Below are 18527 nucleotides of genomic sequence, written 5' to 3' on the forward strand. Positions count from 1 at the left end.
AGTTAAGCTCTCTAGCGCCGATGGTAGTTGGGACCTTGTCCCTGTGAGAGTAGGACGTCGCCAAGCAACTAAAACACAAGTCTTTTGACTTGTGTTTTTTTGTATTGTTAAACAGTGCATAAAAGAAGTAATGGTAATACAAACACGTTGCCCAAGAGTAAATCATATTATATAAGAGGTGGATGTATATTTTTCTGTAAATTGTTAAGGAATAGAGGTATCAAATATGTTTATTTAAATACAGGGAGGGAAGGTTATGAAATTACAAAGTGAAATTTGCATTGTTTGTGAGACAAAAAGAGAAGAAGGTATATATGTTTATAATAATTTGATATGTCATGAATGTGAAAAAGATATGGTGAGTACTGAGACAGATGATCCAAAATATATACATTATTTAAAACAGCTTCGGAAGTTAGAAGTATCATATTTATAAATAGGCATCTGCCTATTATTTTTTTTTGCCTTAATATCTGTATAATAGATACAGAATGAATAATAAGGAAGAGATAGATATGAATCAAAAGCGTATGCCTTTATATGAGGCGTTAATAGAGTTTAAAGAAAGAGAACCACTGTCCTTTCATGTTCCAGGTCATAAGAATGGTGTAAACTTCCCTCAGGAAGCCATTGGGGAGTTTAAAGATATACTATCCATTGATGTAACCGAACTAACAGGGTTAGACGATTTACATAGTCCGTTTGAATGTATAGATGAAGCACAAAAATTATTAGCTGATGTATATGGTGCGGAAAAAAGTTATTTTTTAATTAATGGTTCAACGGTCGGAAATCTAGCAATGATTTTATCTTGCTGCGGTGAGCGTGATATTGTCCTTGTACAAAGAAATTGTCATAAATCAATCATTAATGGATTAAAACTAGCAGGTGCGAATCCAATTTTTCTAGACCCATGGATTGATGAGGCATATAACGTACCAGTAGGAATTGGTGATGAAGTTATTAAAGGGGCAATTAAAAGATATCCTAATGCTAAAGCCCTCATTTTAACGCATCCTAATTATTATGGTATGGGGATAGATTTAGAAGCAAGTGTTGCTTATGCACATGCACATAAAATCCCTGTTTTAGTAGACGAAGCTCATGGAGCACACTTTTGCTTAGGGGAACCATTTCCAAAGTCAGCATTAGCATATGGTGCAGATATTGTGGTTCATTCTGCACATAAAACATTACCTGCGATGACAATGGGATCTTATTTACATATAAATAGTCATTTAGTGAATGAAGAAAGAGTTTCTGCTTATTTGAGTATGCTACAATCTAGTAGTCCGTCATATCCAATTATGGCTTCACTTGATATAGCGCGCTTTACACTAGCAAGTATAAAGGAAAAAGGTCATGATGAAATTGTCGAGTTTTTACGGAGATTTAAAAAAGGATTGTGTTCCATTTCGCAAATAGCTGTTTTACAATATCCGTTGCAAGATGATTTAAAGATTACTGTACAAACTCGTTGTCAGTTATCAGGATATGAATTACAGTCTGTATTTGAAAGGGCCGGAATATATACAGAAATGGCAGATCCATATAATGTCCTACTTATTTTACCTCTACAAGCAAAAGAGGAGTACATGAGGGCTATAGAGATAATTCGAGTTGCGTTGGAACATTATGAGGTGAAAGACAAGAACGAATCTATTCGTTATACTTATAAAAGAGAATCCTCTCCTTTACCGTATACATATAAACAATTAGAAGGATACAAAACAAAAGTAGTACCTATAGAAGAAGCGGTAGGGATGATAGCGGCGGAAATGATAATTCCATATCCGCCTGGAATTCCATTGATTATGTATGGAGAGAGAATTACTTCAGAACATAAAGAACAAATTATGTATTTAGAGAAAACAGGAGCTCGTTTTCAAGGTAGCACGAAAGATATGAAAGTGTATGATATAGAAAGTAGGTTTTAGGATGAAGGGATTATTTGTAACAATTGAGGGGCCAGAAGGTTCGGGTAAAACAACGTTAATTAAAAAATTATTACCATACTTTGAGCAAAAAGAACAAAAGGTAATGGCGACGAGAGAACCAGGTGGTATAGCAATTTCTGAAGATATTAGAACAATTCTACATAAACAAGAATATACGATGATGGAAGCACGTACAGAGGCGCTTCTTTATGCTGCTGCACGTAGACAGCATTTAGTAGAAAAAGTTATGCCAGCGCTTAATGAGAACTATCTTGTATTATGTGATCGTTTTATAGATAGCTCTTTAGCGTATCAAGGATATGCAAGAGGCTTAGGAATGGATAAAGTATTTGAAATAAATCGCTTCGCAACAGAAGACTGTATGCCTAGTGTAACAATTTACTTAGACATTGAACCAGAGATTGGTTTAGCTCGCATTGAAAAAGATGCGGGGCGCGAAGTGAATCGATTAGATATGGAAGATATCTCTTTCCATAAACGTGTACGTGAAGGGTATTTAGAAGTTGTAGAACGTTTTTCTGATCGTATTGTATTAGTAAATGCTGATCAACCAATGGAAAAACTTATAGAAGAAGTTGTTCAGATTATAGAAGATAAATTGTTATAATAGAAGGAAAGAATGAAATAAGTGAGGTATGCATTATGACGAAGACGTGGGAGCAGCTTTCTGCTATACAGCCCATCGGTGTAAAAATGTTGATGAATAGCATTGCAAAAGAGCGTATATCCCACGCTTACTTGTTAGAAGGAGGGAAAGGAACAGGGAAGTTTGCAACAGCGATTCAAATGGCAAAGAGTTTCCTCTGCTCTCAAAGGAATGAGGTAGAACCATGTCATGTATGTACAAATTGTAAACGAATTGACTCAGGTAACCACCCTAACCTACATATTGTAAAACCAGATGGATTATCTATTAAAAAGCAACAAATTCATGATTTACAGGAAGAATTTTCAAAAACAGGATTAGAGGCAAATAAAAAAGTTTATATTATCGAGCATGCAGATCGTATGACAGCAAATGCGGCAAATACACTATTGAAATTTCTAGAGGAGCCGAGTAGTGATACAACAGCTATTTTACTTACTGAACAAAGTCATCAAATTTTAAATACGATTTTATCTCGCTGTCAAGTTGTTACATTTAGACCGTTACCTACGGAGTCTTTAAGTAGAAGATTACAGGATGAAGGCATTACATCCTCTTTATCAACTCTAGCTGCACAGCTTACGAATAGTTTTGATGAAGCTTTAGCTTTATGTAATGATGAATGGTTTGCACAAGCACGAACTTTAGTGATAAAATTATGTGAAGCGCTCGAAAAAGATAAAGCCTCTATTTTTTTTGTACAAGAAAAATGGGGAAAACACTTTGGAGAGAAAGAACAGTTACAGCAAGGTTTAGATATGTTGCTCCTTATTTATAAGGATTTATTATATGTTCAACTTGGAGAAGAAGATCGTCTTGTTTTTCATGAGCAGAAAGAGATGTTTGAATCTTTTTCCTATGCTCAGAAGCGCATTGTATCAGCTCTCTTTAATATATTAGAGGCAAAAAATAGAATCAACGCTAATGTAAATGCGCAGCTTGTGTTCGAACAGTTAGTGTTGCGGTTGCAGGAGGGATGACCGTTTTGTATGATGTAGTAGGTGTTCGCTTTAAGAAGGCCGGCAAGGTATATTACTTTGATCCGAATCAGTTCGATATCTCTGAGAATGAGTTTGTAATTGTAGAGACGGTAAGGGGTATTGAATACGGAAAAGTAGTTATTACCAAAAAGCAAGTTGATGAAAACGATGTTGTGTTACCGTTAAAAAAGGTTATTCGTATCGCAAATGAAAATGATCGTACCATTGTTGACGAGAACAAACATGCTGCGAAAGAGGCATATCAAGTTTGTCAACAAAAGGTAGTAGAGCATAATCTAGATATGAAACTTGTAGATGTAGAGTATACGTTCGATCGTAATAAGATTATTTTCTACTTTACTGCAGATGGTCGGATTGATTTCCGCGAACTAGTGAAAGACTTAGCGGCAATTTTTAGGACGAGAATTGAACTAAGACAAATTGGTGTTCGTGATGAAGCGAAGATGCTTGGTGGTATTGGTCCATGTGGTCGTATGCTTTGTTGTTCTACTTTTTTAGGAGATTTTGAACCTGTATCCATTAAAATGGCAAAGGATCAAAATTTATCATTAAATCCTGCAAAAATTTCTGGTTTATGTGGTCGCTTAATGTGTTGCTTAAAATATGAGAATGATGAATATGAGGCAGCAAAGGAACAACTTCCTGATTTAGATCAACGTATACAAACACCACATGGTACTGGCCGTGTTATCGGATTAAATATTTTAGAAAGATTAATTCAAGTGGAGCTAGTAGACAAGGAACGGATAGTAGAATATACGTTAGATGAGTTAGTGAATAAAGGGGTCGTTTCGAGTCAAACCACAGATTAATGAGGTGGGTGCTTGTGGAGAAAAAAGATATTTTTGCATCGGTTTCTAGTATGGAAGAGCAAATTGGACATTTATATAAACAGTTGGGTGAATTAAAACAACATCTTGCAGAGTTGTTGGAAGAAAATCAACATATAAAAATGGAAAATGAAAATTTGCGACACCGTTTTGAAGAAGTGCAGAATAAAGAAAAACAAAAAGCTCAAAAACGTAAAGAAGTGAAGCCGAAGACGGATATTGGTGAAGGCTATGACAATTTAGCAAGACTATATCAAGAAGGTTTCCATATTTGCAATCTACATTATGGAAGTGTACGTAAAGAGGGAGATTGTTTATTCTGTCTGTCATTTTTAAATAAAAAGTGAAATTACCTTTCCAATTATAATTGGAAAGGTAATTTTTTATACATGAGAATAGAACAAAATGTATTTGTATATTAGTAGAAGATGAAATAGGGTAGGTTAAGTGTAAGAAAAGGAGTAATATATGAATTTATACGAAGATGAACGTTTAGATTATTTATTAGCGCAAGATATGAAGATTATACAAAGTCCATCGGTGTTTAATTTCTCTTTAGATGCCGTTTTACTTGCAGATTTTGCTTGGGTGCCAATTCAAAAAGGAAATTTACTTGATTTGTGCACAGGTAATGCGGTTGTGCCCCTTCTATTAAGCACGAGAACAAAAGGGAATATTACAGGTGTGGAAATTCAAGAACGTTTATATGATATGGGAATAAGAAGTGTTCAATACAATAAGTTAGAAGAAAGAATTCAACTCATACATGGAGATTTGAAAGATATGCCAGAGAAACTTGGGCGCCATCAATATGATGTTGTTACATGTAACCCTCCTTATTTTCAAACACCTCAAACGTCTGAGAAAAATATGAATGAACATTTAGCAATAGCTCGTCATGAAATTATGTGTACGTTAGAAGATGTTGTATCTGCAAGTAGTCAGCTAGTAAAACAAGGCGGGAAAGTAGCGTTTGTACATCGCCCAGGTCGTTTACTCGACATTGTTACATTAATGCGTAAATACAAAATTGAACCAAAGCGTGTGCGATTTGTTTATCCTAAGGCAGGTAAAGAAGCAAATACATTGTTAATTGAAGGAATTAAGGATGGGAACGCAGATTTGAAAATCCTACCACCTCTTTTTGTATACGAAGAAAATAACGAATATACAAAGGAGATTCGTTCAATTTTATATGGAGAAGAATAAGCATTGTTTTTATGTGGTGGAATGTTCTGATGGAAGTTATTATGCTGGATATACAAATCATATAGAAAAACGGATTCAGACTCATAATAGTGGAAAAGGTGCTAGATATACACGTGCTAGACTTCCAGTTGTTTTAAGGTATGTAGAGAATCATGAGGATAAACGAACAGCTATGCAGGCTGAATATCATTTTAAGCAGTTAACGAGAAAACAAAAAGAAGAATATATGCAAAAAGGAGAACGCTATGTGGCAGCAAAAAAGCTTTCAACAAAATGAAAAGGGGATGTTATATCTAGTACCTACTCCAATTGGAAATTTAGAAGATATGACATTTCGTGCAATTCGGATTTTAAAAGAGGTAGATGTTATTGCAGCGGAAGATACAAGACAAACAAAAAAACTTTGTAATTATTTCGAAATTGAAACACCTGTCATGAGTTACCATGAGCATAATAAAGAAGTAAGTGGAAAGAAAATATTAGAGAAGCTAGAGGAAGGGAAGAATATAGCACTTGTTAGTGATGCTGGTATGCCGTGTATTTCCGATCCAGGCTACGATATTGTTGTCGAGGCCGTAGCTGAGCAATATCATGTGGTTCCGCTTCCTGGGGCAAATGCAGCCCTTACAGCGTTAATTGCATCGGGTCTTGAAACAAAGCAGTTTTATTTCTATGGATTTTTACAAAGAAATAAAAAGGAAAGAAAAATGGAATTAGAAAAACTTCGCTATGTGCAAACTACAATGATGTTTTATGAAGCACCTCATCGTCTAGATGACACTTTAATCTCGATGCAAGAAATATTAGGCAATAGGAAAATTGTATTATGTCGAGAGTTAACGAAAAAGTTTGAGGAATTTATTCGAGGAACAATCGAAGAAACAATTGAATGGACGAAGCAAAATGAAGTTCGTGGTGAGTTTTGTATTTTAGTAGCTGGTTCAACGGAAGAACCTGCTCCAGAAGAACAATGGTGGGAATCTATTTCGGTATATGATCATATTGAACATTATATAAATGAAAAAGGCATGAATTCAAAAGAGGCGATAAAAACAGTCGCTAAAGATCGAGATTTGTCGAAACGCGATGTGTATCAAATCTATCATGTCGATAAAAAATAAGCTTCTCATAATTGAGAAGCTTATTTTGCTGTTTCGATATAATCTTGAAGTTCGTTTAAGATTTGCTCAGCGCCTTCTTTGCTTAAGATAATTTTACCTTCAGCTAAAGATAGGTTACCATCAGATACTTCACCAGTTACTTGGCAAGTCATGTTTGGTTTATATTTTTTTAAGATGATTTTTTCGTCATCAACATAAATTTCAAGTGCATCCTTTTCTGCAATACCTAAAGTACGGCGTAATTCGATTGGAATTACAACACGACCTAATTCATCAACTTTACGAACAATACCAGTAGATTTCATAATTCTTTTCCTCCTAAATAAATAGTTTATAAGTTTCGAGTCTATTTTTTTGATTCGTCATTTTTCGACAAAATACCCTATGGACATATGATACCAATCATTTACATTTCCGTCAATTCTTAAATTCTATATTTTTTAAAAAGATTTATAGATTTCTTACTTCTTATATATAATAGAATGGGAGTAATTTTTGCAATTATTTTCTGAAAAATATATTTATTTAAAAGTAGGGTTGTATATTTTGTTTGAATATGAGTAATAGATGATAAAGATATGTAGCATTAACTGGTGTTTATCCCGCGTTAACGAGCAATAAGATTCCCGCTTTAAAATGCGGTTGGAGCAAAGAAGTTAAGTTGGAGTCGGGCTGCTCGTAAAAGCTTGATTAGTGAGAGTTAATAATTTGTGGGGGATAAACACCCCTACGGATTAAAGTTTCACTTTATATATGAGTTTTTGATATACTATTTATAAATACATATGAGGTTATTCGGGAGGTCCAAAACAATGACAAAGGAAAATAAGTCCTTTTATATTACTACCCCAATTTATTATCCAAGTGGAAAGTTACACATTGGACATGCTTATACGACAGTAGCAGGAGATGCAATGGCACGATATAAGCGTATGCAAGGCTACAATGTTCATTATCTAACAGGAACTGATGAGCATGGGCAGAAGATCCAAAAGAAAGCAGAAGAGTTAAATGTGACACCACAAGCATACGTGGATAATATTGTTGCAGGAATTAAAGAGCTTTGGGAGAAGATGGATATCTCTTATGATGATTTTATTCGCACAACTGAAGATCGTCATAAAGATGTTGTCGAAAAGATCTTCAAGCAACTAGTAGACCAAGGTGATATTTATCTTGATGAATATGAAGGTTGGTATTCTGTACAAGATGAAACATTCTATACAGCGCATCAATTAGTAGATCCAATTATGGAAGGTGACAAAGTAGTTGGAGGAAAAAGTCCAGATAGTGGTCATGATGTAGAACTTGTTCGTGAAGAATCATATTTCTTTAGAATGGGTAAATATGTCGACAGACTATTAAAGTTCTATGAAGATAATCCACATTTTATCCAGCCAGAGTCTCGTAAAAATGAAATGATTAATAACTTCATTAAACCAGGATTAGAAGATTTAGCAGTTTCTCGTACTTCATTTGATTGGGGAGTTCGTGTTCCAGGCAACCCAAAACATGTTATTTACGTATGGGTTGATGCATTATCTAACTACATTACAGCATTAGGTTATGGAACAGAAAATGAAGAGATGTATAAAAAATTCTGGCCGGCAGATGTGCATTTAGTCGGAAAAGAAATTGTTCGTTTCCATACAATTTATTGGCCAATCATTTTAATGGCATTAGATTTACCTCTTCCGAAAAAGGTCTTTGCTCATGGCTGGATTTTAATGAAGGATGGAAAAATGAGTAAGTCAAAAGGAAACGTAGTAGATCCAGTTACATTAATTGATCGTTACGGATTAGATGCATTACGTTATTACTTACTTCGAGAAGTTCCGTTCGGATCTGATGGCGTATTCACACCAGAAGGATTTGTTGAACGTATCAACTTCGATTTAGCAAATGACTTAGGTAACTTATTAAATCGTACAGTAGCTATGATTGATAAGTACTTTAACGGAGAAATACCTGCATTTAAAGCAAATGTAACGGAATTTGATGAAACGTTAGTAATGTTTGCAAAAGATACATTGCAAAAAGTAGAAGACGCAATGGAAAATATGGAATTCTCTGTAGCGCTAAGCTCAATTTGGCAATTGGTTAGCCGTACGAATAAATATATTGATGAAACACAACCGTGGGTATTAGCGAAGGATGAAAATGATCGTGAAAAGTTAGCTTCTGTAATGGCTCATTTAGCAGAAGTACTTCGTCAAACAGGTATTATGCTTATGCCATTCTTAACAGTAGCACCAAGCAAGATGTTTGCTCAACTTGGTCTTACTGAAGAAGCACATAAATCTTGGGAAAGCCTATCTACAATTGGATGTATTCCAGGTGGAACAAAAGTAGAAAAAGGAAACCCAATTTTCCCTCGTTTGGAAATGGAAGTAGAAGTAGAGTATATTAAAGAACAAATGAAGAGCTCTGCGCCTAAAGTAGAAGAGAAAAAAGAAGAAGAACCGCAGGCAGAAGAAATTACAATTGATGATTTCTTTAAAGTAGAATTACGAGTAGCTGAAGTAATATCGGCTGAACCTGTAAAAAAAGCAGATAAGCTGTTAAAAATCCAGCTTGATTTAGGTACAGAAAAGCGCCAGGTTGTTTCAGGTATTGCAAAATTCTATTCTCCGGAAGACTTACAAGGTAAAAAAGTTATTTGTGTAACAAACTTAAAACCTGTAAAATTACGCGGTGAATTATCACAAGGTATGATTTTAGCGGGTGAAGAGAATGGAGTATTGTCATTAGCAACAATCGACCAAAATCTTCCGAATGGTACAAAAATCAAGTAATTAAGGCAAGAAAAGAGATGTTTCACGTGTAACATGTGTGAAGCGTCTTTTTTCTTTTTAAATTTCCTTTTTTTGCATTAAAATTGTAGTATTGTTATCGTTGAGTTAGAAAGAAAATCGTTTTTCTCTATGATAGAATTGATTTCAATATAAAAGGAGTTATTTAGTATGTTGTTTGATACACATTCACATTTAAATGCAGAGCAGTTTGAAGAAGATTTACAAGAAGTTATTGCACGAATGAAAGAAGCAGGAGTTACATATACAGTTGTTGTTGGATTTGATGAAGTAACGATAAAAAAAGCGATTGAATTAGCTGAGGCTTATGATTTTATTTACGCTGCAGTTGGATGGCATCCTGTAGATGCTATCGACATGAAAGAAGAACATTTAGCTTGGTTAGAAGAATTAGCTTCACATCCTAAAGTCGTTGCAATTGGAGAAATGGGACTAGATTATCACTGGGATAAGTCCCCTAAAGAAATACAGAAGGAAGTATTCCGTAAACAAATTGCATTAGCTAAAAAAGTGAAATTACCAATCATTATACATAACCGTGATGCAACTCAAGATATTGTTGATATTCTAGAGGAAGAGAATGCGGCTGAAGTAGGGGGTATTATGCATTGCTTTAGTGGTAGTGTCGAAGTAGCACAGCGATGTGTTGATATGAACTTTTTAATTTCATTAGGTGGACCGGTTACATTTAAAAATGCTAAGAAACCGAAAGAAGTTGCAGTAGAGATTCCTTTAGAGAAATTGTTAATAGAGACGGATTGTCCATATTTAACACCACATCCATTTCGAGGGAAGCGAAATGAACCGAGTTATGTAAAGCTTGTAGCAGAAGAAATTGCGAATTTAAAGGGGATTTCTTATGAGGAAGTAGCAGAAGTTACAACAAAAAATGCAAAGGCTTTATTTGGTGTTGAATAAAAAAGGAATGGGAGAACCCATTCTTTTTTATTTTTTGAGAAAAGAAATAGTAGAAGTGAAAGAGAAGATAAGGGGAAATTAGGAAGTGTTACAATAAGGAGAGAGAACAAAGTTTGTACCAGTCTATTTTTTAAAATGTAAGAATGGGGAAAATAATAATGGAAAAGTCGTCATTTTTTTGTTTTACTAAGTAGAGACGAAATGAGTGTGGAGGCAAGCATGAAAATTAAAGAGATTATCGTTGTAGAAGGTAAAGATGATACAGTTGCAATTAAGCGTGCTGTTGATGCGGATACAATTGAAACGAACGGTTCAGCAATCGGTGATCATGTTATTGAGCAAGTTAAATTAGCGCAGCAAAAACGAGGCGTTATTATTTTTACAGATCCGGATTATCCAGGAGAGCGTATTCGAAAAATTATTTCTGACAAGGTACCTGGATGTAAGCATGCTTTCTTACCGAAGGAAGAAGCGCTTGCTAAAAGAAAAAAAGGTGTTGGAATTGAACACGCTTCTAATGAATCGATTCGCCGTGCTTTAGAGAATATACATGAAGAAATGGAAGCTTACACAAGTGAAATTAGTTGGAGTGATCTAGTCGATGCAGGCTTAGTGGGCGGAGAAATGGCAAAGAGTCGCAGAGAAAGAATGGGTAAGCTATTAAAGATTGGTTATACAAATGCAAAACAGTTACATAAACGTTTACAGATGTTTCAAGTTTCAAAAGAGACGTTTGCAGAAGCTTATAAACAAGTAATACAGGAGGAAAAGAAATGAAAGATATCGCAACGCCGAATCGTACGAAAGACATTGTTGAAAAGTATGGATTCTCATTCAAAAAAAGTTTAGGACAAAATTTCTTAATTGATACAAATGTATTAAATCGTATTGTTGATCACGCAGAAATCGGTTCAGAAAGTGGTGCAATTGAGATTGGACCAGGTATCGGTGCGTTAACAGAGCAGTTAGCGAAGCGTGCTAAAAAAGTGGTGGCTTTTGAAATTGATCAAAGATTATTACCAATTTTAGACGAGACGTTAGCTCCATATAGTAACGTTACAGTTATAAATAAAGATGTACTAAAGGCAGATGTACACGAAGTGTTTAGTGAGCAATTTGAAGAAGGACAAGATGTAATGGTAGTAGCTAATTTACCATACTATATTACAACGCCAATTTTATTTAAATTGCTTGAAGAAAAATTACCGGTTCGTGGATTTGTTGTTATGATGCAAAAAGAAGTTGGAGATCGTTTAGCTGCTAAACCTGGAACGAAAGAATATGGTTCTTTATCAATTGCTATTCAGTATTATACAGAGGTAGAAACAGTTATGACTGTACCGCGTACAGTGTTTGTACCACAACCAAATGTTGATTCTGCGATTATCCGTCTTCTAAAGCGTCCGAAACCAGTTGTAGAAGTGACAAATGAGACTTTCTTCTTTGAAGTAGTAAGAGCAAGTTTCGCACAGCGCCGTAAAACTTTAATGAATAATTTATCGAATAATTTAAATGGTTTCCCGAAAGATAAAGAGCTGTTGGATCGAATTTTAACAGAAGTAGGAATTGATCCAAAGCGAAGAGGCGAAACGCTATCTATCGAAGAGTTTGCAACATTAAGTAACGCATTAGTTCTTCATAAGTTATCATAAGGATATGAAAGGGACAGTTCAATTTGAGCTGTCCCTTTTGTCACCTTTCCTTTCCTAAATTCATACTTTAAAAACAGGTAAGATGGCCTAACGAGTTTGGAGGTAGGAGAATGGCTTTACATGTTGGAGAATTAGTGGAACGATATTCTCATAATAGGGATATCCTTTTTCGTATTATAGAAATAAAAGGCGAGATAGCTATATTGTTTGGGGAGGAAATTAGACTTGTGGCAGATGCGCCGCTTGAAGATTTAATTAGTATAGATCAACGAGAACATAAAAAAAGAGTGAAGCGTGAAAAAGAAACAATGGAGCGCACGTACCGTTTATTTCAACAAGATTATGTATTGATGAAACAAAGGCATGAACACACTTCAACTGGTGGATACACAAGTGAAGTGAATTACTTTCAAATGCCAGGACGCGTATTGCATATAGATGGGGACCCTTTGTATTTGCGCAAGTGTTTAGACCTATATAATAAAATTGGTGTTCCTGTACAAGGTGTTCATTGTAAGGAAACAGAGATGCACGAAAAGGTAGTAGACTTAATAGATCATTTCCGCCCAGACATTTTAGTTATTACAGGACACGATGCCTATACAAAATCCAAAGGGGTAAAGGGAGATTTAGCAGCATATAGGCATTCAAGGCATTTTGTACAGGCTGTCCGAGAAGTACGAAAAAAATATCCATCATTGGATCAACTCGTTATTTTTGCTGGGGCGTGTCAATCGCATTTCGAGGCGTTAATTCGAGCGGGTGCTAACTTTGCTAGTTCTCCGTCTAGGATTAACATTCATGCACTAGACCCTGTGTATGTGGTTGGTAAAATTAGCTTCACTTCATTTATGGAGAGAGTAAATGTATGGGATGTTGTACGTAATACGATTACTGGTGAAAAAGGACTGGGTGGAATTGAAACGAGAGGGATTTTACGAACAGGATTACCCTTCCAACATTATGAAGAATAAGCAAGGTACATACGTATCTTGCTTTTTTATGCGTAAGAGAATGAAATGAATTTGGATAAAAAGTGGTAAGAGCGTAAAGACTATACAATGATACTTTTACAATATAGTATTTCTTCTATCTATTCGAACGCATGATGCTTTTATAATGATATAGTCTGTGAATTGCGGTTAATAATTGGGATAGATATATCGTGTTTTAAGTGTTCAATCTAAATTACAGCGAGGTGTAGCAAGGTATATGTCAAAACGTTTAGATGAAATTAAAAGCGAATTAGATCACCATCTTGGACAGCGACTTATGTTAAAGGCGAATAGCGGAAGAAGAAAAACAGTGGAGCAATCAGGTGTACTTGCAGAAACTTATCGTTCTGTGTTTGTTGTACAGTTAGACCAACAAGAAGATGCATTGCAACGTGTATCTTATAGTTATGCAGATGTTTTAACAGAGACGGTAGAGTTAACATTTTATGGTGAACCCCATAATGAAATTATTTTATAACTCATGTGTCGTTACATATATTCCCACAAATGAAAAGTTATATTATTTTGCATACTAATTATACCGTAGCAAAATAAGGGGGGACTCTGCATTGAGTAGACGAAGAGGTGTCATGTCAAACCAGTTTAAAGAAGAGCTAGCAAAAGAGCTGGGCTTTTATGATGTTGTTCAGAAAGAAGGATGGGGCGGAATTCGTGCGAAAGATGCTGGTAATATGGTGAAACGCGCTATAGAAATTGCAGAACAGCAATTAATGAAACAAAACCAGTAGTTGTAAGATTACTTTCTATGCTACGGTAGCCGAGGAGAGATTCCTCGGCTTTTTGTACTCTGAAAGGTGCCATCATTTTACATAAGTAGTTTCATTCTGAATGCTTTTCGTTATAATTAGGGAAGTGTCATCGTCTTACTATAAATTTATGGTAAAATAAACGATAAAAGATTGAGTACATAGAGTGGGTGAATAGATTGAAGCTACTAGTGAAAGCACCAGCAAAGATTAATCTGTCGTTAGATGTACTGGGAAAAAGACAAGACGGATATCATGAAGTGAAAATGATTATGACAACAATTGATTTAGCGGATCGTTTAGAACTAATGGAATTAGCAGAAGACCGGATTGAAATTTTATCCCATAATCGGTATGTCCCAGACGACCAACGAAATTTAGCTTATCAAGCAGCGAAATTATTAAAAGAGAAGTTTAATGTGAAAAAAGGTGTATCTATTACTATTGAAAAAACGATTCCAGTAGCAGCTGGATTAGCAGGTGGAAGTAGTGATGCAGCAGCGACATTACGTGGTCTTAATAAATTATGGAATTTAGGGCTTACAATTGACGAATTAGCAGAGCTTGGCTCAGAAATTGGATCAGATGTATCGTTCTGTGTATATGGAGGGACAGCAATTGCCACTGGAAGAGGAGAGCGAATTGAGCATATAAAAACGCCACCTTCTTGTTGGGTTATTTTAGCGAAGCCACATATTGGTGTATCTACTGCTGACGTGTATGGAAATTTAAAACTAAATCGAGTTACACATCCAAATGTAGATAAAATGGTTGATGTCATCAATGCTGGGGATTACAAAGGGATTTGTGATACTGTTGGTAACATCTTAGAAGATGTAACATTTAAGATGCATCCCGAAGTTGCTCGTATTAAAGCACAGATGAAACGATTTGGAGCAGATGCTGTACTAATGAGTGGAAGTGGTCCAACTGTATTCGGACTTGTACACCATGATTCGCGAATGCATCGCATTTATAACGGATTAAAAGGATTTTGTGAACAAGTATATGCGGTACGTTTATTAGGAGAGCGAGAAACGCTTGAATAAAGACGTATAATACGTTATGATTTGTTTAGAATATTCGTGATTTGAGGTGGGCGTATGAAAATTAGACGAAGTACAAGATTAGTCGATATGACATATTACTTGTTACAAAACCCTCGTCAGCTAGTTTCTCTCACTTTTTTTGCTGAAAGGTATCAATCGGCTAAATCCTCTATTAGTGAAGATTTAGTTATTATTAAGCAAACGTTTGAACAACAAGGGGTCGGCACATTGCAAACGGTACCAGGAGCAGCAGGAGGAGTGAAATATATACCATATATAAGTGAAGAAGAGGCAGATCTAATTATTGATGAGCTTTGTAGCTTATTTGAAAATCCAGATCGTATTTTGCCTGGCGGTTACTTATACATGACAGATCTTTTAAGTAATCCTCGTCATATTAATGGTGCAGGTCGTTTGTTTGCTTCTGTCTTTGCTAGGCAACCAATCGATGCAGTTATGACGGTAGCAACAAAAGGGATTCCACTTGCTTATGCAGTGGCAAACTACTTAGATGTACCGGTAGTAATTGCGAGGAAAGATAATAAGGTAACAGAAGGTCCAACTGTTAGTATTAACTATGTATCAGGTTCTTCTAAACGAATACAAACAATGACGTTGGCAAAGCGTAGTCTTCCAGAGGGATCAAACGTTTTAATTATTGATGATTTCATGAAAGCTGGCGGAACAATTCAAGGTATGATGAGTATGCTAGAAGAGTTTAAGGCTAATGTTGTTGGTATCGGTGTATTAGTAGAATCCACAGATATCGAAGAACGACTTATTAATAACTTTGTATCATTAATTCGTCTTTCAGAAGTTGATGTGAAAGAAAAATCGATTCAAGTGGAGAAGGGGAATTATTCACTTACACCATTTGATGAAGGACTTGTAGAGGTTGAATAAAAAAGGTAAAGCAAATGGCTTTATCTTTTTTTTATTCTATTTATAAATTATAAAATAGATGGACAAACTGCTTTTCGTGCACTATTTTTAAAGAGTAAAAATAAATAATAAAAGGGTGAAAAAATATGAAAGTTGTTCAAACAAGCAAGGCACCACAAGCAATTGGACCTTATTCACAAGGGATTATTGTAAATAATATGTTTTACAGTTCAGGACAAATTCCATTAACAGCAAGTGGAGAGCTTGTAACGGGAGATGTAACAGTACAAACAGAACAAGTATTTGAAAATTTACAAGCAGTATTAGAAGAAGCAGGTGCTTCATTTGATACGGTAGTAAAAACAACAGTATTCTTAAAAGATATGGATGATTTTAATGCTGTTAATGAAGTATACGGTTCTTATTTCTCTACTCATAAACCAGCACGTTCTTGTGTACAGGTAGCAAAATTACCGAAAGATGTTTCAGTTGAAATCGAAGTAATCGCCCTAGTTAAGTAACCTTTTGTAAGCGATAACCTCTACTAATCCTTATATTCAATTGCAATAAAAATTTTTATCTTAAAAATTTTTAAAAAATTAAAGGGAAAATAGAAAATTTGTGGAATTTATACAAATATATCGCTTATTTAGAAAAGGGTGGTGAACACAAGATGGAAGTGACTGACGTAAGATTACGCCGCGTAAACACAGAAGGCCGCATGAGAGCAATTGCCTCTATTACTCTAGACCATGAATTTGTTGTTCATGATATTCGTGTAATTGATGGTAATAATGGATTATTTGTAGCAATGCCAAGTAAACGTACTCCAGATGGAGAATTCCGTGACATTGCACATCCGATTAATTCTAATACACGCTCTAAAATTCAAGATGCGGTTTTAACGGAGTATCATCGTTTAGGCGAGTTAGAAGAGGTTGAGTTTGAAGAAGCAGGTGCTTCGTAAAATTCGAATGAAAAGGGCTTTTGAAAGAAAGTCTTATAATTTTGTAGCAAACTCCTGTAAGCATTTACAGGAGTTTGTTTTTTTTTTGACTTTATATAATTTATATTTAAAACATTCATCGTTTATTAAAATGAAGAGAAGAAACTACTAATTTTTTCAAAATCATTTTAAATAGTATAGCTTATTTCTTAAAAAAGATACTAAAGAGTAAAACATCTTATAAGAATTATGGTAAAATTTAATAGTTAAAATGTGTTTCTTGAAATATATGATGATTTAGGATAATATCGTTAATGGATAAATAGGTTGCGATGGAGGGTCTATATGTCAAACAGATTTGCAGTGATTCTAGCTGCAGGTAAAGGCACACGTATGAAGTCTAAGCTATACAAAGTGCTGCATCCTGTATGTGGAAAACCTATGGTACAACACGTAGTCGATCAAGTAACTCAATTAGGATTGCAGAAACTTGTAACGGTCGTTGGACATGGTGCTGAAATGGTACAAGAACAGCTAGGAAACGTAAGTGAGTTTGCATTACAAGCAGAACAACTTGGTACAGCGCATGCTGTAGATCAAGCTGCTAGCGTACTTGCAAATGAAGAAGGAACAACTTTAGTTATTTGTGGTGATACACCTTTAATAACTGCTGAAACGATGGAAGCATTACTTCAGCAACACAAAGAAGCAGGAGCAATGGCAACTGTGCTAACAGCATACATAGAAGAGCCTGCTGGATATGGCCGTATCGTTCGTAACGAAAATGGTCATGTTGAAAAGATCGTTGAGCATAAGGATGCAAATGAAAAAGAATTAGCTATTAAAGAAATCAATACAGGTACGTATTGTTTTGATAATAAAGCTTTATTCGCTTCACTTTCTAAAGTTTCAAATGATAACGTACAAGGTGAATATTACCTTCCAGATGTTATTGAGATTTTAAAAAATGAAGGTCATATCGTATCAGCTTATCAAACAGAGCAATTCGATGAAACGTTAGGTGTTAACGACAGAGTCGCTCTATCGCAAGCGGAAATTATTATGAAAAATCGTATCAACCGAAAGAACATGGTAAATGGTGTTACAATTATTGATCCAAGTAACACGTATATTTCTGCTGATGCAATTATCGGTAGTGATACAGTTCTTCATCCAGGAACAATTATTGAGGGGAACACTGTAATTGGTTCTGATTGTGAAATTGGACCGCATACAGTAATTCGCGATAGTGAAATTGGAGATCGTACGACAATTCGTCAATCTACTGTACATGATAGTAAGCTTGGTACAGAAGTATCGGTTGGTCCATTTGCACATATTCGCCCAGATTCAGTTATTGGAGACGAAGTACGCGTTGGAAACTTCGTGGAAATCAAAAAAACTGTTTTTGGTAATAGAAGTAAAGCTTCACACTTAAGTTATATCGGGGATGCACAAGTTGGAGAAGACGTGAATCTTGGTTGTGGTTCAATTACGGTGAACTATGACGGCAAGAATAAATTTAAAACTGTGATTGGTAACGGGGTATTTATTGGATGTAATTCAAATCTTGTTGCTCCTGTAACAGTTGAAGATGGTGCTTATGTGGCAGCAGGCTCTACAATTACAGAGAATGTCCCATCAAAAGCATTATCGGTAGCACGTGCACGTCAAGTTAACAAAGAAGACTATGTTGATCAATTGCTGAATAAGAAAAAATCATAATGTGGAGGGTTAATC

22 protein-coding genes are annotated in these 18527 nt (G+C 35.3%); 21 read left to right on the forward strand and 1 reads right to left on the reverse strand.

Features of this window, described 5'->3' with window-relative positions:
• Positions 1–256 precede the first annotated feature (256 nt).
• From JDS81_RS27150 to rsmI, 9 genes are all read left to right on the forward strand, one after another.
• Positions 257–436: a sigma factor G inhibitor Gin gene (locus tag JDS81_RS27150; RefSeq protein ID WP_000776275.1), complete on the forward strand. Its 180-nt coding sequence runs from the start codon at positions 257–259 to the stop codon at positions 434–436.
• Positions 437–515: 79 nt separating this feature from the next.
• Complete coding sequence (locus tag JDS81_RS27155) at positions 516–1937, forward strand: aminotransferase class I/II-fold pyridoxal phosphate-dependent enzyme (protein ID WP_097954960.1); 1422 nt, start codon at positions 516–518, stop codon at positions 1935–1937.
• 1 nt (position 1938) lies between these two features.
• On the forward strand, positions 1939–2565 hold the full coding sequence (gene tmk / locus JDS81_RS27160) for a dTMP kinase (RefSeq protein WP_000677211.1): 627 nt from the start codon (positions 1939–1941) through the stop codon (positions 2563–2565).
• Between the two features lie 35 nt (positions 2566–2600).
• Positions 2601–3584, forward strand: a complete 984-nt coding sequence (gene holB / locus JDS81_RS27165; protein WP_000169567.1) for a DNA polymerase III subunit delta' — start codon at positions 2601–2603, stop codon at positions 3582–3584.
• A gap of 5 nt (positions 3585–3589) precedes the next feature.
• On the forward strand, positions 3590–4417 hold the full coding sequence (locus tag JDS81_RS27170) for a PSP1 domain-containing protein (RefSeq protein ID WP_000272428.1): 828 nt from the start codon (positions 3590–3592) through the stop codon (positions 4415–4417).
• Positions 4418–4431: 14 nt separating this feature from the next.
• On the forward strand, positions 4432–4782 hold the full coding sequence (yabA, locus tag JDS81_RS27175; RefSeq protein ID WP_000412058.1) for a DNA replication initiation control protein YabA: 351 nt from the start codon (positions 4432–4434) through the stop codon (positions 4780–4782).
• A gap of 121 nt (positions 4783–4903) precedes the next feature.
• Complete coding sequence (locus JDS81_RS27180; RefSeq protein WP_001055365.1) at positions 4904–5644, forward strand: tRNA1(Val) (adenine(37)-N6)-methyltransferase; 741 nt, start codon at positions 4904–4906, stop codon at positions 5642–5644.
• Positions 5631–5921, forward strand: coding sequence for a GIY-YIG nuclease family protein (locus tag JDS81_RS27185; RefSeq protein WP_000414346.1), 291 nt, complete (start codon positions 5631–5633; stop codon positions 5919–5921). Before JDS81_RS27180 ends, JDS81_RS27185 begins: the two co-directional genes overlap by 14 nt.
• The gene (gene rsmI / locus JDS81_RS27190; RefSeq protein ID WP_097954959.1) at positions 5890–6765 is read left to right on the forward strand and encodes a 16S rRNA (cytidine(1402)-2'-O)-methyltransferase; all 876 of its coding nucleotides are present in this window, start codon (positions 5890–5892) and stop codon (positions 6763–6765) included. The genes JDS81_RS27185 and rsmI overlap by 32 nt, the downstream gene beginning before the upstream one ends.
• A 20-nt stretch (positions 6766–6785) precedes the next feature.
• Here rsmI and JDS81_RS27195 read toward each other — a convergent pair whose 3' ends face one another.
• Positions 6786–7070: an AbrB/MazE/SpoVT family DNA-binding domain-containing protein gene (locus JDS81_RS27195; protein ID WP_000843036.1), complete on the reverse strand. Its 285-nt coding sequence runs from the start codon at positions 7068–7070 to the stop codon at positions 6786–6788.
• Positions 7071–7577: 507 nt separating this feature from the next.
• Here JDS81_RS27195 and metG point away from each other — a divergent pair.
• From metG to glmU, 12 genes are all read left to right on the forward strand, one after another.
• A complete protein-coding gene (gene metG / locus JDS81_RS27200; RefSeq protein ID WP_098836723.1) occupies positions 7578–9560 on the forward strand; it encodes a methionine--tRNA ligase in 1983 nt (660 codons plus the stop codon).
• Between the two features lie 168 nt (positions 9561–9728).
• Complete coding sequence (locus JDS81_RS27205; protein WP_000895828.1) at positions 9729–10496, forward strand: TatD family hydrolase; 768 nt, start codon at positions 9729–9731, stop codon at positions 10494–10496.
• 219 nt (positions 10497–10715) lie between these two features.
• Positions 10716–11273 (forward strand): ribonuclease M5, encoded by a 558-nt coding sequence (gene rnmV / locus JDS81_RS27210; RefSeq protein WP_000692838.1) that lies wholly within the window; start codon positions 10716–10718, stop codon positions 11271–11273.
• The gene (gene rsmA, locus JDS81_RS27215; RefSeq protein WP_000651557.1) at positions 11270–12148 is read left to right on the forward strand and encodes a 16S rRNA (adenine(1518)-N(6)/adenine(1519)-N(6))-dimethyltransferase RsmA; all 879 of its coding nucleotides are present in this window, start codon (positions 11270–11272) and stop codon (positions 12146–12148) included. The genes rnmV and rsmA overlap by 4 nt, the downstream gene beginning before the upstream one ends.
• Before the next feature lie 110 nt (positions 12149–12258).
• Positions 12259–13122, forward strand: coding sequence for a sporulation peptidase YabG (yabG, locus tag JDS81_RS27220; RefSeq protein WP_001173740.1), 864 nt, complete (start codon positions 12259–12261; stop codon positions 13120–13122).
• Between the two features lie 238 nt (positions 13123–13360).
• Positions 13361–13621 carry a biofilm formation stimulator Veg gene (gene veg, locus JDS81_RS27225; RefSeq protein ID WP_000044348.1) on the forward strand — a complete coding sequence of 87 codons (261 nt, stop codon included), beginning with the start codon at positions 13361–13363 and terminating at the stop codon, positions 13619–13621.
• A 91-nt stretch (positions 13622–13712) separates the two neighbouring features.
• On the forward strand, positions 13713–13892 hold the full coding sequence (sspF, locus tag JDS81_RS27230) for an acid-soluble spore protein SspF (protein WP_001985066.1): 180 nt from the start codon (positions 13713–13715) through the stop codon (positions 13890–13892).
• Positions 13893–14089: 197 nt separating this feature from the next.
• Positions 14090–14959, forward strand: coding sequence for a 4-(cytidine 5'-diphospho)-2-C-methyl-D-erythritol kinase (gene ispE / locus JDS81_RS27235; protein WP_142316352.1), 870 nt, complete (start codon positions 14090–14092; stop codon positions 14957–14959).
• Between the two features lie 54 nt (positions 14960–15013).
• Positions 15014–15862 (forward strand): pur operon repressor, encoded by an 849-nt coding sequence (gene purR / locus JDS81_RS27240; protein WP_000702479.1) that lies wholly within the window; start codon positions 15014–15016, stop codon positions 15860–15862.
• 125 nt (positions 15863–15987) lie between these two features.
• On the forward strand, positions 15988–16362 hold the full coding sequence (locus JDS81_RS27245) for a RidA family protein (protein ID WP_000869822.1): 375 nt from the start codon (positions 15988–15990) through the stop codon (positions 16360–16362).
• A gap of 152 nt (positions 16363–16514) precedes the next feature.
• Positions 16515–16808, forward strand: coding sequence for a septation regulator SpoVG (spoVG, locus tag JDS81_RS27250; RefSeq protein WP_000454042.1), 294 nt, complete (start codon positions 16515–16517; stop codon positions 16806–16808).
• Positions 16809–17132: 324 nt separating this feature from the next.
• Positions 17133–18512 carry a bifunctional UDP-N-acetylglucosamine diphosphorylase/glucosamine-1-phosphate N-acetyltransferase GlmU gene (gene glmU / locus JDS81_RS27255; RefSeq protein ID WP_097954956.1) on the forward strand — a complete coding sequence of 460 codons (1380 nt, stop codon included), beginning with the start codon at positions 17133–17135 and terminating at the stop codon, positions 18510–18512.
• The last annotated feature ends 15 nt before the right edge of the window (positions 18513–18527 follow it).

The sequence above is a fragment of the Bacillus cereus group sp. N31 genome (assembly GCF_016483245.1).
In the GTDB taxonomy this organism is placed as follows: domain Bacteria; phylum Bacillota; class Bacilli; order Bacillales; family Bacillaceae_G; genus Bacillus_A; species Bacillus_A toyonensis.